Here is a 14,956-nt window from a genome sequence, read left to right on the forward strand (position 1 = left end):
CGCAAGCACGCTTTTGGCGCTTGCGTCAATTATGGACCGGGAATGGTAAAGCTTTGCTTGATGAAATGGGTTCGAATAATCGCGGCCACGAGAAATCCCGGCCATGCGGGAATTTGCCGCAAGAGCGGATCTGACAGCCAGATAATTCAACCTTGATGGCGTTGGCTCGGCTTATCCCGTGGATTTTCAAGGGGAGACTGCGTAAGGTTATCCGGTTGTCGGGTTATCCCTGCACACAAGAGCAATGGTTGAATTTCGAGCGGGGAGTTGACGCATGAGTGTCTGGATTATTTTGGCGGTGCTGGTCGGCGTCGCGCTGTACGCGATTTCGCTTTACAACACGCTGGTCAAGAACCGCCAGATGGCAGGCGAGGGCTGGAGCGGCATTGATGTTCAATTGAAGCGCCGCGCCGATCTGATCCCCAATCTGCTTGAAGCGGTCAAGGGCTACATGTCGCATGAGAAAGAATTGCTGGAAGAGGTCACCCGGCTGCGCAGCCAGGCCGTGGCCGGCAGTTCCGGTTCGCCCGCGCAACGGGCGGGAATCGAGAGCGCTCTGAGCGGCGCGCTGGGCCGGCTGATGGCGGTTGCCGAAAGCTACCCCGACCTCAAGGCCAACGAGAACTTCAAGGAGTTCCAGCAGGCGCTCGAGGAAACCGAAAACGAGATATCGATGTCGCGGCGCTACTACAACGGTGCAGTGCGCAATCTCAACGTTTCGGTGGAATCCTTCCCCTCGATGCTGGTCGCCAGGCAGTTCGGCTTCGTCAAGGCCGAGTATTTCGAACTCGAGGATGAAGCGGACCGCGCGGTCCCGAAGGTTTCATTCCAGTAATCCGGATCTTTCGGGGGGAGGGACTGACCCATGAAGCGTTGGCTCGCAGCGGTGCTCTTGTGCCTTGTGTCGTTTGCCCCGCAAGCGGCGATCGCGCGCGAGGAGATCCGGAATTTCCGTGCCGACATCGAAGTGCGCACCGACGCATCGATCGAAGTCACCGAAACCATCACCGTCAATGCCGAGGGGCGTGATATCCGCCGCGGTATCTATCGCGATATCCCGCTTCGCACACTGGATGACTGGGGCCTGTGGGAGGAAAACGGCTTCGACCTTATCGAGGTGCTGCACAACGGTCAGCCTTCGCCCTACAGCACCGAATGGCAGGGCCGTTTTTTCCGGATCCTGATCGGCGATGCCGATGTCTTTCTGCCCGGTGGCAACCACACCTACACGATCCGCTATGTGACCACGCGGCAGTTGCGGTTCTTTGAGGGCTATGACGAACTTTACTGGAACGTCACCGGCAGCTTCTGGAGTTTTCCGATTCTCGCTGCCGAAGCCCGCATAACCCTGCCGGACGGTGCAAGTGCCGAACAACTGGCCGGCTACACCGGCGCGTTTGGCGACGACGGCCGCGACTACGCAGCCTCCGGCAAGGGCCGCTCCGAAGTCCGTTTCATTCTGACCAGATCGCTTGGCCCGCAAGAGGGCATGACTGTCGCAGTCGGCTTCACCAAGGGCGTGGTCACACCGCAGGCGGGCGGCGGCGGCAAGCTCGGCAGCAACGCCGGAATATTGCTGCTGATCCTTGGGTGGCTGGGCGTACCCGCCTATTATCTCTACGCCTGGAACAAGGTTGGCCGCGACCCGCCGTCACCGCCGGTCATTCCGTTGTTCCACCCGCCTGAAAAGCTGTCGCCGGCGGCGCTGTCCTATGCGCATTTCAACGGCTTTCGCTCCGGCAGGAAGGGCATCAGTCTTCCCTTCATTGCCGCACTGCTGTCGCTCGGCGTCAAGCGGTTCCTGCGCATCGAGGAGGATTCGGCCGGCACGGTGACGCTGCTGCGCGGGGAGGCCGCCGGAGAGATGCAGCCGCCCGCCCTGCCTGCCGGTGAGGACGCATTGTTTTCCGGTCTGCTGGGACATCGCGAGGAGATGACCCTCAACAAGAACAACGGGCCGTCTCTGCAAAGCGCTTTGTCGCGTTTCCGCTCGGTGATCTCGTCGGAATATTCGGGCAAGTATTACAGTTCCAACATCGGCCGGTTTGTTCTCGGTGCGATCCTGGCCGTTGCCACCTTCATTGTCGGTCTGGTGCTTCAGGATCCGCCCGATGACGGCGTCTTCTACATGGTGGCGGTGGTGTTCACATCGCTGGCCGGCGGCGGCATGTGGCTTGCCGGACGCAACGCGCATCAGGCCGGGGGATTCGGATTGGGTGGTTGGATCATGAAAGTGATCGGCGCCGTGGTTTTTCTGCTTGGCGTTCTCATCGTTGCTGTTCCCGGCGAGTTGATCATTTACCGGTTTGCCGCAGCCCTGGTGATCTTCGGCATGGCAATCATGATCATGATGACCTGGTTGCTCGGCGCACCCACCCAGATCGGCGCCAAGGTGCTGGCCGACATCAAGGGCTTCAAGCTCTATCTCGAAACCGCCGAAACCAATCGCCTCAACATGCGTGATGCGCCCGAGATGTCTGAGGAACTGTTCGAGCGGTTCCTGCCCTATGCGGCGGGACTTGGCGTTGAAAAACCCTGGTCTGAAGCCTGGGCGGCGCAACTGGCGCGAATTGCGCCGGATCGCGAGCATGAGTATCAGCCGCGATGGTATCACGGCAATTCATGGTCGCCGGGCAATATCGGCGCGGCTGCGGCATCGTCGGTTGCCGCCGTGTCCGCAGCCATGGCGGCATCCATGCCGGAGCCCAAAAGCTCGTCCGGCTCTTCCGGTGGCGGATCGTCAGGTGGCGGTGGCGGCGGCGGCGGCGGTGGCGGCTGGTAGGAGCTTGCCCGCGATCATTGTTTTTGCGGCGAGGGAAGGTGACTTTTGGCGCCGCCCTTGCTAAGCCGCGCACACCATTCCATTGACCGCGTGTGACACGATGCCCGACCTTCTTATCGAACTCCGCTCCGAGGAAATCCCGGCCCGCATGCAGCGCAAGGCTGCGGGCGATCTGCGCAAGTCTGTCACCGACGCGCTTGTCGATGCCGGTCTGACCTACGAGGCGGCGCGCGAGTACTGGACACCCCGCCGGCTGGCACTTGATATTCGCGGCCTGACCGCGCGGTCAAAGGATGTCAACGAGGAGATCAAGGGACCATCGACCAAGGCGCCCGAACAGGCGCTGGCAGGCTTCATGCGCAAGGCAGGGCTCACTGATATCTCGCAAGCCCATGTGCACACCGATCCGAAAAAGGGCGATTTTTATGTCGCCCATATCTCCAAACCCGGCCGTGACGCCGAGGAGATCATCGCCGCGGTGATGCCCGGCATCATTCGCGGTTTCTCCTGGCCGAAATCGATGCGCTGGGGCGCGGCTTCTATGCCCAGGGGCTCAAGTTATCACGGCATCGAGGGCAAGGGGCCGGAAGCGCTCAAATGGGTGCGGCCGCTGCAGTCGATCATCTGCACCTTCGGGCCGGAAACCGAAGACCCGACCGTTATCGCTTTCAAGATTGACGGTCTGGTTGCCGGCAACACCACATCCGGTCACAGATTCCATGCGCCCGAGTCCTTCACCGTGCGCCGCTTCGATGATTACTCCGACAAGCTCGAACGCGCTAAAGTGGTGCTCGATGCCGAGCGGCGCAAGCAGATCATTCTCTCCGACGCGCGCAATCTCGCCTTCGCCTCGGGGCTGGAACTGGTCGAGGACGAGGCCCTGCTCGACGAGGTGTCGGGACTGGTCGAATGGCCGGTGGTGCTGATGGGCGAGTTCGACGAGGATTTCCTTGAGATCCCCGACGACATCATCCGGCTCACCATCAAGACCAACCAGAAATGCTTCGTGCTGAGAAAGCCCGGACGCGGGCTGTCCAACAAGTTCATCCTGGTTTCCAACATCGAGGCCAGCGATGGCGGCAGCGAAATCGCCTACGGCAACGGCAAGGTGGTTCGCGCCCGGCTGTCCGATGCGCTGTATTTCTGGAACACCGACCAGACCGATCTGCCGGATCTCGCGGGGCTGGAGGAATCGGCCAAAAAATTCGGGCTGGATATGACAAAACCGCTCGACCAGCGCATGGCCAAGCTCGATCATCTGGGCGTCACCTTCCACGCCAAGCTCGGCAGCCAGGGCGAACGCGTCCAGCGGATAGCCAAGCTCGCCGCTGAACTTGCACCCGTGGTTGGCGCCGATCCGGCGCTGGCGACTCGCGCGGCGATGCTCGCCAAGGCCGATCTGACCACCGAAGTGGTCGGCGAATTTCCTGAACTTCAGGGCGTCATGGGTCGCATCTATGCCGGGCTTCAGGGTGAAGACGCAAGCGTCGCGCTGGCCGCCGAGGAGCACTACAAGCCGCAAGGGCCGTCCGATCAGGTGCCAACCGATTCGGTGTCGATTGCCGTGGCGCTGGCCGACAAGCTCGACACCCTGGTCGGCTTCTGGGCCATCGACGAAAAGCCGACCGGCTCGAAGGATCCCTATGCGCTCAGGCGGGCTGCACTGGGCGTGATCCGGATTCTGGTGGAGAATGGTGTTCAGATAAAATTGGGAAAATTTTTGGAGAACGCCATTAAGCGTGTTCTTACCGAGATTTACTATCGATCGACGCTTGACGCACACCAATCAATTGAACAAACACATATAGCATTTTCCGATGAAACCGCAGTTCGTTACGCCGGGTCTGTTAAGGCATTTGAAGCCGAAGACTATGACGACGTATTCGGTAGTGCTGAATCAAAGAATATTAGGGCCGACCTCCTCTCCTTCTTCCACGACCGCCTCAAAGTCTATCTCCGCGATCAGGGCGCGCGCCACGATCTCATCGACGCGGTGATCACGCCGGCCTCCGATGACTTGCTCGACATCACCCGTCGCGTCGAGGCATTGGGGGCATTCCTCGACACCGAGGACGGCAAGAATCTGCTGGCCGGCGCCAAGCGTGCCGCCAATATTCTGGCCGCCGAGGAGAAGAAGGGCACTGCGGTGGCGGAGACTGTCGATCCGGCGCTGTTCGAACTCGATGCCGAGAAACACCTTCATGCCGCGGTCACCGGGTCAGTCGCACAGGCAACGAAGGCCATCGAGGCGGAAGACTACGCCGCCGCGATGGGCGCGCTTGCCACGCTGCGCCAACCGGTGGACACGTTCTTCGAAGCGGCGCTGGTCAATGCCGAGGATGAAGCGGTGCGGGCCAACCGTCTGGCGCTGCTCGCCCTGATCCGTCAGGCCACCGGCGCGGTCGCCGATTTCTCCAAGATCTCCGGATAGATTCGAGATTTGAGGGCCGGAATGCCCGAAGCCGGCGACCCCTGGAGGTGGGCGCCGGCTGGGTGCCATCGCGGACCCGGACGAGGGCTTGCGCGGCAGGGGCGGGGTGGGGCCCGCCGGTCTTGTTGGTCTCAGTTGAGCCTGAGCTCGAATTTCGCGGGATTGAACGGCTCAACCGGCATGTCGCCGAGCGCGGATGTCTTGGTGATCTTGTCGATCCCCGGTGCCGTGTTGGCGATGACCGGTTCAAACAGTGGCGGTTCGCCCGTGGCTTCGGCGGTAACCGGCTGGTCGGTCTCGCTGCCGGCTGTCTTGTCAGCGTCGGCGATCTGGTTGGTTTCCGGTGCGGCCACGCCGAGTGCGACGAGATCGGTTTCATCGGCCTTGCGAACCATGGTGACGGGCGAGCCGCCGAGCCAGTTCTCCGTCCGGTAGATCATCATCTCGCCATCGATATTGCGCACCTCGATGATCTGTTCGCCGGGCGCGAGCTTGACCTGGGCCTCTTCGGCGGTCTTTTCCTTGATTGCGCGGGTGCAGGACGGGCAGCCCACTTCAACAATGCTGGTCCGGGTGCTCAGCGTCGGCGCGAAGGATTCGATTGAGCCGGCGCTGGCCGCTCCCGCGCCAACACACATCGTGGCGGCGATCAACAATCTCATCATGGCGCATACTCCCGTTCTGTCCGGCCCCGTTTGATGCGGAATCTCCGGTTTTGGTGAGTGCACTCTAGCAAGGGGCCGTTACGATCCGGTTTTTGGATGCGGTAAACGCGCCGTTAATTTTTCTCGCGCTCGACGGCCCGCCAACCGATGTCGCGGCGGCAAAATCCGCCCGGCCAGTCAATCGCATCAACCGCTGCATAGGCCAGTGTCCGGGCGGTTGTGACGTCGGCGCCGCGCGCGGTGACATTGAGAACACGCCCGCCATTGGCCAGCAGCTGATCGTCCTTGAGCACTGTTCCGGCATGAAACACCTTGGCGCCATCGGCTTCCGCAGCAGTCAGGCCCGAAATCGGCGTGCCTTTCTTTGGCGTGCCCGGATAGCCTTCCGCCGCCATCACCACGCTCAGCGCCGCGTCTTCGCTCCAGCGGGCCGAGACATGCGCCAGCCCGCCGTCGGCTGCGGCCTTCAGCAGCACCAGGATGTCGTCCTTGAGCCGCATCATCAGCACCTGGCATTCCGGATCGCCGAACCGGACATTGTATTCGATCAGCTTGGGGCCGGTGTCGTCGATCATCAGTCCGGCGTAAAGCACGCCGCTGAACGGTGCGCCGATTGCCGCCATGCCGCGCATGGTCGGCTCGATGATCTGCGACATGGTCTGCGCGATCAGCTCCGGTGTCAGCACCGGCGCGGGAGAATAGGCGCCCATGCCGCCAGTGTTGGGGCCGGTGTCGCCGTCTCCCACCCGCTTGTGATCCTGCGCCGTGCCAAACGGCAGGGCGGTCTTGCCGTCGCACAGACAGAAGAAGCTCGCCTCCTCGCCATGCAGAAATTCCTCGACCACCACCTCGGCGCCGGCCTCGCCAAAAGCGCCTTCGAAGCAATCGTCAATGGCGGCCAGCGCATCCTGCATGGTCATCGCCACGGTAACCCCCTTGCCGGCGGCCAGCCCGTCGGCCTTGATCACGATCGGCGCGCCCTGCGCCCGCGCATAGGCCTTGGCCTTGGGGGCATTGTTGAACCGCTGATAGGCCCCGGTGGGGATGTTTTCGCGGGCGCAAAGATCCTTGGTAAAGCCCTTGGAGCCTTCCAGTTGCGCCGCAAGCGCCGATGGCCCGAATACGGCGATGCCGGAATCGCTCAGCGCGTCGGCAAGCCCTGCCACCAGCGGCGCCTCGGGCCCGACCACCACCAGATCGATGGCCTTGTCCCGGCACAGGGCGACAACGGCGTCATGGTCGAAGACGTCCACATCACTCAGGCTCGCATGTTCGGCGATGCCCGGGTTCCCGGGCGCTGCATACAGTGTGCCGAGCATCGGCGACTGGGCGATCTTCCAGGCCAGCGCATGTTCGCGGCCACCGGACCCGATCAACAGCACATTCATCATTGAAGGTCTCCATTTTCCGTTCCGCGCGCAGCATGCGGCCAACTGCGGACGGGGTAGGCAATAGCGGCCGCAGCGTCAAGGCAACAAGGCGCAACTCATCATCGAGATGCGCCATGATGCAAATCGACAGGCTCGCAACTTGACGGCGCGCGGCGCTGCGGGCAACAGTCACACCATGTCAAAATCATCGAGAAAGACTGCTGAACAGAATGCCCGCGTCGCCGATGCGCCGTCGGGCAATTGGGTTTACCGGGTGCTGCCGCGCGCGCTCTGGCCGCATGCCCAGCTTGCCCGATGGGACCGCCCGATTGGCTGGCAATTGCTGATGTGGCCGTGCTTCTGGTCCTCGGCTCTTGCCGCCAATGTTGCCAGTTCTCCCGCCAATCTGGATACGGTCTGGTATCCGGCGCTGACGCTCTGGCATCTTTTTCTGTTCATGGTCGGCGCCATCGCCATGCGCGGCGCCGGCTGCACCTGGAATGATCTGGTCGACTACAGGATTGATGCCAAGGTGGCGCGCACCCGTTCGCGGCCGCTTCCCTCGCGGCGGATCTCCCGTTTCGCCGCCACGGTCTTTGTCGTTGTCCAGGCGCTGGTCGGCCTTCTTGTGCTGCTTCAGTTCAACGGGTTTTCGATTCTGCTTGGCATCGCCTCGCTAGGCGTGGTGGTGATCTACCCCTTCGCCAAGCGCTTCACCGACTGGCCGCAGTTCTTTCTCGGCCTGGCATTTTCCTGGGGTGCGTTGATGGGCTGGGCGGCCTTGTTTGGAGAACTGGCCTGGCCGCCGGTCCTGCTCTACATCGGCGCGATTGCCTGGACCATCGGCTACGACACCATCTACGCCCATCAGGACAAGGAGGACGATGCGCTGGTCGGCGTGCGTTCCACCGCGCGCCTGTTCGGCAACAACACCAAGATCTGGCTTGTGCTGTTTTACGCGCTGTTTACCGCCATGGCGCTTGCGGCGTTCTGGCTGAGCGCTGTCGCCTGGCCTGCCTATGTTGGTCTGGCGGTCGCCGTGATCATGCTCGGCTGGCAAATCCGCGTCATCGACATTGACAATGCCGACCAATGCCTGGCGCTGTTCAAGCTCAACAGCCACGTTGGTCTGATCGTCTTTCTCGGCCTGATCACTTCGCTTCTCGCCTGAACATAAAAAAACCGGTCGCCGTTTCCGGCAACCGGGTCTTGTCCTGGTGATCGAATTTGGCCTGTCAGCGGCGGGCGATGATCTCGCGGCCTTCGATCTTCATGCGAAAACCCATCTTGCCGGTCGAGCGGCGCACGAGGAAACGCGGCCGGCGATCGGCGATCTGGTGATGACGGCGCCGCCGCGATGGGGCGCCGCCGGTCGACAGCGGTGTTCCGTCTTCAAGCGGGCGGGCAACGCCATCGGCTTCCACCATCATCATCGGCAGGCCGTAGAGTTCGGCCCAGGCGCGCCAGTCGGCGGCAATGTCATCGAGATCATGGGCGACCAGAAGCGGCACGCACAGGGCCGGGTCGGTGTGGTGCAGTTCCAGTGTCACTGTCACCGTGCCGTCGCCATGATCGATAGCCCGCGCGGCGACACCCTTGAAGGCGCGAGCGGGCAGGGCAATCGACAACGGCAGTCCAGATTTCGACAGGACTTTACGGATAACGGCTCCGCGGCTGTCGAGTGTTACCGAAATTTCGTCACGCTCGTCACGTGCCGCATAGGACACGCGCTGCGGGAAGTGGTTTGGATCGAGCCGCAATTCGAACCCGGCCCATACGGGCTTCAATACGGTATTGGTCATGTCTAACGCCTCTGTAACTCTTGAGAGCCGGTTATCCGGTCTTCTCATCCGGGGCTTTTCGCCCTCTCACACGAAGCAACATGACCCAATGCCGTTCCCGTCGGCTTAAAATTCTGGGTTAAGAAAAGCTATGCATTGGAAATGGTTAGCGAAAGACCACCGTCCCATTTCCGATTTGGAAAGGTTACCGGGAGACAAGCACCTTGCCCGGATTCATGATGCCCTTGGGATCAAACGCATCCTTGATCTTGTGCATCAGCGCGATTTCGACGGGCGACCTGATGGCGGCAAGCTCGTCGCGCTTGAGTTGTCCTATGCCGTGCTCGGCGGAGATCGACCCGTTCAGATCCAGCACGATTTCATGCACGATTTTGCTCATCTCGCTCCAGCGCGCCAGAAAGGCATCCGTGTCGGCGCCGGGGGCCTGCGAGATGTTGTAATGGATATTGCCATCACCCATGTGGCCGAAGGCGACAATGCGTGCGTCAGGCATTGCCTTCAGCACCGCCTGGTCGGCGCGGGCCAGGAACTTGGGTACCTGCGCCACCGGAACAGAGACATCATGCTTGATAGAGCCGCCTTCGGGTTTCTGTGCCCACGACAGCGATTCCCTCAGGTTCCAGAAGGCCTGGCGTTGCGCCTCGGTCTCCGCGGCGGCGGCATCGCGGATCAGTCCCTGTTCATCGGCGGCGATGAACAGGCCTTCCAGCATCGCCCGTGCGGCTTCCTGCGATTGACCCGATGAAATATCGATGAGCGCGTACCACGGATGCGGCTCGCCAAGCGGATCGCGAATGCCTTCTATGTGCCTCACCGTGAATTCGACGCCGATGCGTGGCATCAATTCGAAACCGGTCAGCGAATGTCCGCAATAATCCTGCGCCAGACGGAACAGCCTGAGCGCGGTTTCCGGATTGTCGACGCCGGCAAAGATGGTCTCGTGTCCGCGCGGTGCGGGGAACAGTTTCAGCATGGCCGCGGTGATCACGCCAAGCGTGCCTTCCGCGCCGATGAACAGGTCGCGCAGATCATAGCCGGTATTGTCTTTCTTCAGCGATCTGAGTCCCTGCCAGATTTCCCCGTCGGGCAGCACCACCTCGAGCCCGAGACAGAGCTGACGCATGTTGCCGTAGGCGAGCACCGCGGTTCCACCGGCATTGGACGAGAGGTTGCCGCCGATCTGGCACGAGCCTTCCGATCCCAGCGACAGCGGAAACAGCAATCCCTGGTCATGGGCAGCCTGTTGCGCCTGCGCAAGCACGACGCCGGCCTCGGCCAGCATAGTCTGGCCGACCGGATCGAGCGAGCGGATCTTGTTGAGCCGTGACAGTGACAGCACGATCTCGCCTCTCCCGGCCCGCGGCGTTTGCGCGCCAACCAGACCGGTATTGCCGCCCTGGGGCACCACGGCGGTGCCGGTCTCGTATGCCAGCCGCATGATCGCCGAAACTTCTTCGGTGTTGGCCGGGCGCAGCACCAGCGGACTTTCGCCCTGGAAAAGGCCGCGCAGCTCGAGCAGATGCGGGGCAATGTCGCTCGGGGAGGTCACGGCGTAACGCGCGCCTGTTATCGCGGCAAAGCGCTCAATCAGCGCGGAATCGATCAAGGGTGTCAGCATGCAAAAATGTGTATCGCCGCGCCGGTCTGAAGTCGAGTGCCGCAAACGCGTTTTGCACCTTGTACAGCCTGTGCAGGAAGACGTGCCGGAGGGCGCGCGAGAAGAAGTGTCAGGACGTGAAACCGGGATGCAATGAAACCTGAAATACAGGTTTCAACGTTTCTTAGCTTTTTGCGTCTAGAAAACTATGGATAAGAGGGTGATCCACAATGCAGCATTTTCTCAGAGATCGTTCAGGCAATTTCGGATTGATGTTCGCTGTTTTGCTGGTGCCGGTTGTTGGCGCGGCCGGACTGGCTCTTGATTACTCCAATGCGAGTGCCGTCAATACTCAGGTGCAAGGCGCGGCTGACGCCGCCGCGGTCGCGGCAATTTCGGAAAGCTCCGATGGTGTACAGACAGCTCTTGCGATGTCGGGTGACGGCGAGATTGCCATTGGTAAATCGGACTCCGTCACCTTCTTCAAGGCTCAGCTTGAGAACGAGACAGGTTTCACTGTTGACAGTATCGAAGCAAAAGTCGTGAAAAAGAACGGGATCCTGTATTCCGTCATCAGCTATGTGGTTTCTGTTCCCACCACTCTGTCCAGAGTGCTGGGCCAGGATAATATCAAGGTCGCAGGCAGCGCCACCGTCGAATATCAAACCGAGGTCTATCGGGATTTTTACCTTCTGCTTGACAACACGCCATCAATGGGTGTGGGCGCGACGCCGGTGGATGTGGCAACGATGGTTGCAAATACATCCGACAAATGCGCTTTTGCCTGTCATATTGTCAAGGATGGTGTAGAAGATCTTGGAAGTTATTACAATCTTGCGAAAAGTCTCGGCGTAACCACCCGCATCAACGTGGTGGCGCAGGCGGCTGCGGCCTTGATGGATACGGCCAAGGAGTCCCGCAAGTCCCCAAGCCAGTATCGTATGGGTGTCTACACTTTCGGCGAGAAGGCCGAAGATACAAAGCTGCTCGAGGTGGTTGCTCCGACGGCTGACCTGACCAATGCAAAATCGAAAGCCGGCGGGGTCGAACTGATGTCGATCCCCGAGCAGGGATACGACAATGATCAGCAGACCGATTTTGACCGTGCGCTAAAACAGATCGGTGAGAAAATGGGAGTTGCCGGAGCCGGTCTGACGGCGTCTTCACCGGAGAAAATCCTGTTCTTCGTGTCCGATGGCGTAGGTGACAGCTACAAGCCCGCCGATTGCACGAAAAACACCACCTCCGGCGGCAGGTGCCAGGAGCCTATTGATGTCACTTACTGCAAGGCGTTGAAGGACGATGGCTTCAAGATCGCGGTGCTCTACACCACCTACCTGCCGCTTCCCACCAATAACTGGTACAATTCGTGGATCGCGCCGTTCCAGAGCGAAATTCCGGTTCTGATGGAAGAATGTGCCTCCCCGGGGTGGTTCTTCGAGGTGAGCCCGACCGAAGGTATCAGCCATGCCATGACAACCCTGTTCAAGAAGATCATCAACACGCCGCTGTTGACCGGGTAGGCCACATTTCGCCGGGGTGAAACCCTGTCGGCACAATCGGCTAGTCGCGCGGCGCGGCGGCCCGGGTCAGCCGGTCATTGATGGCTTCGCCCAGGCTGTGAGCTGGAATCGGCGCCACGGCGATCGCTGATGCACCCGATGCATCGGCGCGTTTGAAATAATCAAACAGGTTCGCGGCGGCTTCGCGCAAATCGCCGGAAGGCGACAAATCCATGATCGCCACGGCTTTGTCTTCTCCCTCGACCGGCGCTCCGCCGAACCGGATCAAAATCTCGCCAGGCCTGACATCGGTGACATTCAAGCGCACTTTGGCATCCGGCGCGTAATGCGACACCAGCATCCCCGGTGCGATGAGGGTTTCCCCCGACAGTGATGCATGGCGCTCGACCGGCCGGCCGGTGATTTCTTCAATGGCTTCGACCGGGATGCCTCCGGGTCTGAGCAGCCGCAAGCCGCCGTCTTCCACGGCCAGTATGGTCGATTCCACGCCGATGCGGCAACTGCCGCCGTCCAGGATCAGGCCGATACGCTCGCTGAGATCCTCCATGACGTGCCGGGCCGATGTCGGGCTGACGCGGCCCGAGCGGTTGGCGCTCGGCGCGGCAAGCGGCTGTCCGAACGCGGCAATCAGATCGCGGGCAAACCCTTCCGGCATGCGCACAGCCGCGGTGGGCAATCCGGCTGTGGCAAGCGGATGAATTCCGCTGGTCTGGCTCAGCGGCAGCACCAGCGTCAGCGCGCCGGGCCAAAACGCTTCGGCAAGTTTTTCCGCAAGCGGCGAGAACTGCACATGCGCTTTCGCCATCTCGATACCGGACACATGCGATATCAACGGATTGAAGCGCGGGCGTCCCTTGGCCTCGTAGATGGAGGCAATCGCGGCGGCATTGGTGGCATCTGCGGCCAGCCCGTACACTGTCTCTGTCGGAATCGCCACGGCTTCGCCACGCCGCAAAGCTTGGATTGCAAGCCCGAGCGTGGCTGGGTCCGGGATAGGGAGAATACGCGCCATGATCTGTCCAATAAACCTGTCGCCGCTCTAGCAGGCACACCCTGTCGACGCAACAAAAGGCGTGTCACGCGGGATTCCATCATACCGGAATGAACCGCCCAGACTGCTCAAACCTGCTGGTTGGGGAACCGGTCTGCGGTGGACGCGGTGATGCTCTCGCAGCCCTGCCGCGCAATCCTTGTAACCCCTGGTATCCCGCAGCCCTGATCGCAAGGTGCGTGTTTTCCCGCCATCCGCACCATAATCATCCAGCCTCACCCGTTGCGAAGATCTTCGTTTTGGTTTTACAAGAGCCAAACTTGTTTTGACCCGGGACGCCACGGCGTCAGGGGTCCTGGGAAAACGCGGGTCAAAGTCCAACACCCAAATTGACGTTTACGTAAAAACCACTTAGCCATGGCGGAATATCATCATGCCGCAATGGAAGCCTGAAAGCAGGGAGGAAATCACATGTATCGTGCGCCGGTAGAGGAAATCGCTCACACGCTCAAATCGGTTGCGGGCCTTCGCAAGGCGCTCGATGCCGGTCGTTTCGGGGATCTGGGTGAGGATCTTGTCGACGCCATTCTTGCTGAAGCCGGACGTTTCGCCTCCGATGAAGTGGCCCCCCTCAACGAGATCGGCGACCGTCAAGGTGCGGTTCTGGCTGATGGCGCGGTGACGACGCCGCCGGGCTGGAAGGAACTCTACCAGAACTGGATCGCGGGCGGCTGGAACGGCCTGACCGGCCCTGAGGAATTCGGCGGCCAGGGCCTGCCGATGCTGCTGTCCGTGGCGGCACTCGAAATGTGGAACTCCGCATCACTCGCCTTTGCCATCGGACCGATCCTGACCATGGGTGCGATCGAGGCGCTGGACAAGCATGCCTCCGATGAGCTCAAGGCAAAGTATCTCGAAAAGCTGGTAACCGGCGAATGGATGGGGACGATGAACCTCACCGAGCCGCAGGCCGGTTCCGATCTCAATGCGCTCAAGGCGCGCGCCGTGCCTGTCGGCGACGGCACCTATCGGATTTACGGCCAGAAGATCTTCATCACCTATGGCGAGCATGATTTCACCGACAATATCGTCCATCTGGTGCTGGCGCGATTGCCTGACGCTCCTGCCGGCACACGCGGTATCTCGCTGTTTCTGGTGCCGAAATTCTTTGTCGGCGATGACGGATCGCTGGGCGAGCGCAATGATGTGTTCTGCTCGGGGCTCGAGCACAAGCTCGGCATTCACGCCTCGCCGACCTGCACCATGATCTACGGCGACGGCAAGTTCGGCAGCGAGCCCGGCGCCATCGGTTGGCTGATCGGCGAGGAGAATCGCGGTCTTGCCTGCATGTTCACGATGATGAACAACGCCCGTCTTGCCGTCGGCATGCAGGGCGTGGCGGTTGCCGAAACCGCCTACCAGAAGGCACTCGCCTACGCCAGGGACCGCACCCAGGGCCGCGCGCCCGGTCACAAGGGCGAGGGCATGAGCCCGATTATCGAACACCCCGATGTCGCCCGCATGCTGATGACCATGAAGGCGCTGACGCAAGGAGCCCGCGCGATTTGCTATTCCTGCGCCGAAGCGCTCGACATGGCCCGCGTCAGCGAAGGCGACGAGGCCAAGGCCTGGTCCGAGCGTGCCAGCCTGATCACCCCGATCGCCAAGGCGTTTGCCACCGATATCGGTTTCGAGGTCGCCTCGCTCGGCGTGCAGGTGCATGGCGGCATGGGGTTCATCGAGGAAACCGGCGCAGCCCGGCTGCTGCGCGATGCCCGCATCGCGCCGATCTACG

Annotated in this window: 11 protein-coding genes; 6 read left to right on the top strand and 5 right to left on the bottom strand. The window is 61.2% G+C overall.

Annotated elements, in window-relative coordinates:
- Nucleotides 1–274 precede the first annotated feature (274 nt).
- The 3 genes from ABJN75_RS16995 (at nucleotide 275) to glyS (ending at nucleotide 5,213) form a co-directional block, all read left to right on the top strand.
- Nucleotides 275–835, top strand: a complete 561-nt coding sequence (locus ABJN75_RS16995; protein WP_348440769.1) for a LemA family protein — start codon at nucleotides 275–277, stop codon at nucleotides 833–835.
- Between the two features lie 30 nt (nucleotides 836–865).
- Nucleotides 866–2,782, top strand: a complete 1,917-nt coding sequence (locus ABJN75_RS17000) for a DUF2207 domain-containing protein (protein ID WP_348440771.1) — start codon at nucleotides 866–868, stop codon at nucleotides 2,780–2,782.
- A gap of 100 nt (nucleotides 2,783–2,882) precedes the next feature.
- Nucleotides 2,883–5,213, top strand: a complete 2,331-nt coding sequence (gene glyS, locus ABJN75_RS17005; protein ID WP_348440772.1) for a glycine--tRNA ligase subunit beta — start codon at nucleotides 2,883–2,885, stop codon at nucleotides 5,211–5,213.
- 131 nt (nucleotides 5,214–5,344) lie between these two features.
- Here glyS and ABJN75_RS17010 read toward each other — a convergent pair whose 3' ends face one another.
- Nucleotides 5,345–5,878, bottom strand: coding sequence for a plant virulence effector HPE1-like domain-containing protein (locus ABJN75_RS17010; RefSeq protein WP_348440773.1), 534 nt, complete (start codon nucleotides 5,876–5,878; stop codon nucleotides 5,345–5,347).
- Nucleotides 5,879–5,991: 113 nt separating this feature from the next.
- A complete protein-coding gene (gene purD, locus ABJN75_RS17015; protein ID WP_348440781.1) occupies nucleotides 5,992–7,266 on the bottom strand; it encodes a phosphoribosylamine--glycine ligase in 1,275 nt (424 codons plus the stop codon).
- Nucleotides 7,267–7,444: 178 nt separating this feature from the next.
- On the opposite strand from purD, the gene ubiA reads away from it, so the two are divergent.
- Nucleotides 7,445–8,419: a 4-hydroxybenzoate octaprenyltransferase gene (ubiA, locus tag ABJN75_RS17020; RefSeq protein ID WP_348440774.1), complete on the top strand. Its 975-nt coding sequence runs from the start codon at nucleotides 7,445–7,447 to the stop codon at nucleotides 8,417–8,419.
- 64 nt (nucleotides 8,420–8,483) lie between these two features.
- Here ubiA and ABJN75_RS17025 read toward each other — a convergent pair whose 3' ends face one another.
- Together ABJN75_RS17025 and ABJN75_RS17030 are read right to left on the bottom strand one after the other, a co-directional pair.
- Nucleotides 8,484–9,050: a DUF6101 family protein gene (locus ABJN75_RS17025; RefSeq protein WP_348440775.1), complete on the bottom strand. Its 567-nt coding sequence runs from the start codon at nucleotides 9,048–9,050 to the stop codon at nucleotides 8,484–8,486.
- A gap of 184 nt (nucleotides 9,051–9,234) precedes the next feature.
- Complete coding sequence (locus ABJN75_RS17030; protein WP_348440776.1) at nucleotides 9,235–10,668, bottom strand: FAD-binding oxidoreductase; 1,434 nt, start codon at nucleotides 10,666–10,668, stop codon at nucleotides 9,235–9,237.
- Nucleotides 10,669–10,877: 209 nt separating this feature from the next.
- On the opposite strand from ABJN75_RS17030, the gene ABJN75_RS17035 reads away from it, so the two are divergent.
- Complete coding sequence (locus tag ABJN75_RS17035; RefSeq protein ID WP_348440777.1) at nucleotides 10,878–12,170, top strand: pilus assembly protein TadG-related protein; 1,293 nt, start codon at nucleotides 10,878–10,880, stop codon at nucleotides 12,168–12,170.
- A 40-nt stretch (nucleotides 12,171–12,210) separates the two neighbouring features.
- Here ABJN75_RS17035 and ABJN75_RS17040 read toward each other — a convergent pair whose 3' ends face one another.
- Nucleotides 12,211–13,182 carry an L-threonylcarbamoyladenylate synthase gene (locus ABJN75_RS17040; protein ID WP_348440778.1) on the bottom strand — a complete coding sequence of 324 codons (972 nt, stop codon included), beginning with the start codon at nucleotides 13,180–13,182 and terminating at the stop codon, nucleotides 12,211–12,213.
- 450 nt (nucleotides 13,183–13,632) lie between these two features.
- On the opposite strand from ABJN75_RS17040, the gene ABJN75_RS17045 reads away from it, so the two are divergent.
- On the top strand, nucleotides 13,633–14,956 hold a 1,324-nt coding region (locus ABJN75_RS17045; protein ID WP_348440779.1), incomplete at its 3' end, for an acyl-CoA dehydrogenase family protein.

The organism is Hoeflea sp. (assembly GCF_039975035.1).
Classification (GTDB): domain Bacteria; phylum Pseudomonadota; class Alphaproteobacteria; order Rhizobiales; family Rhizobiaceae; genus Hoeflea.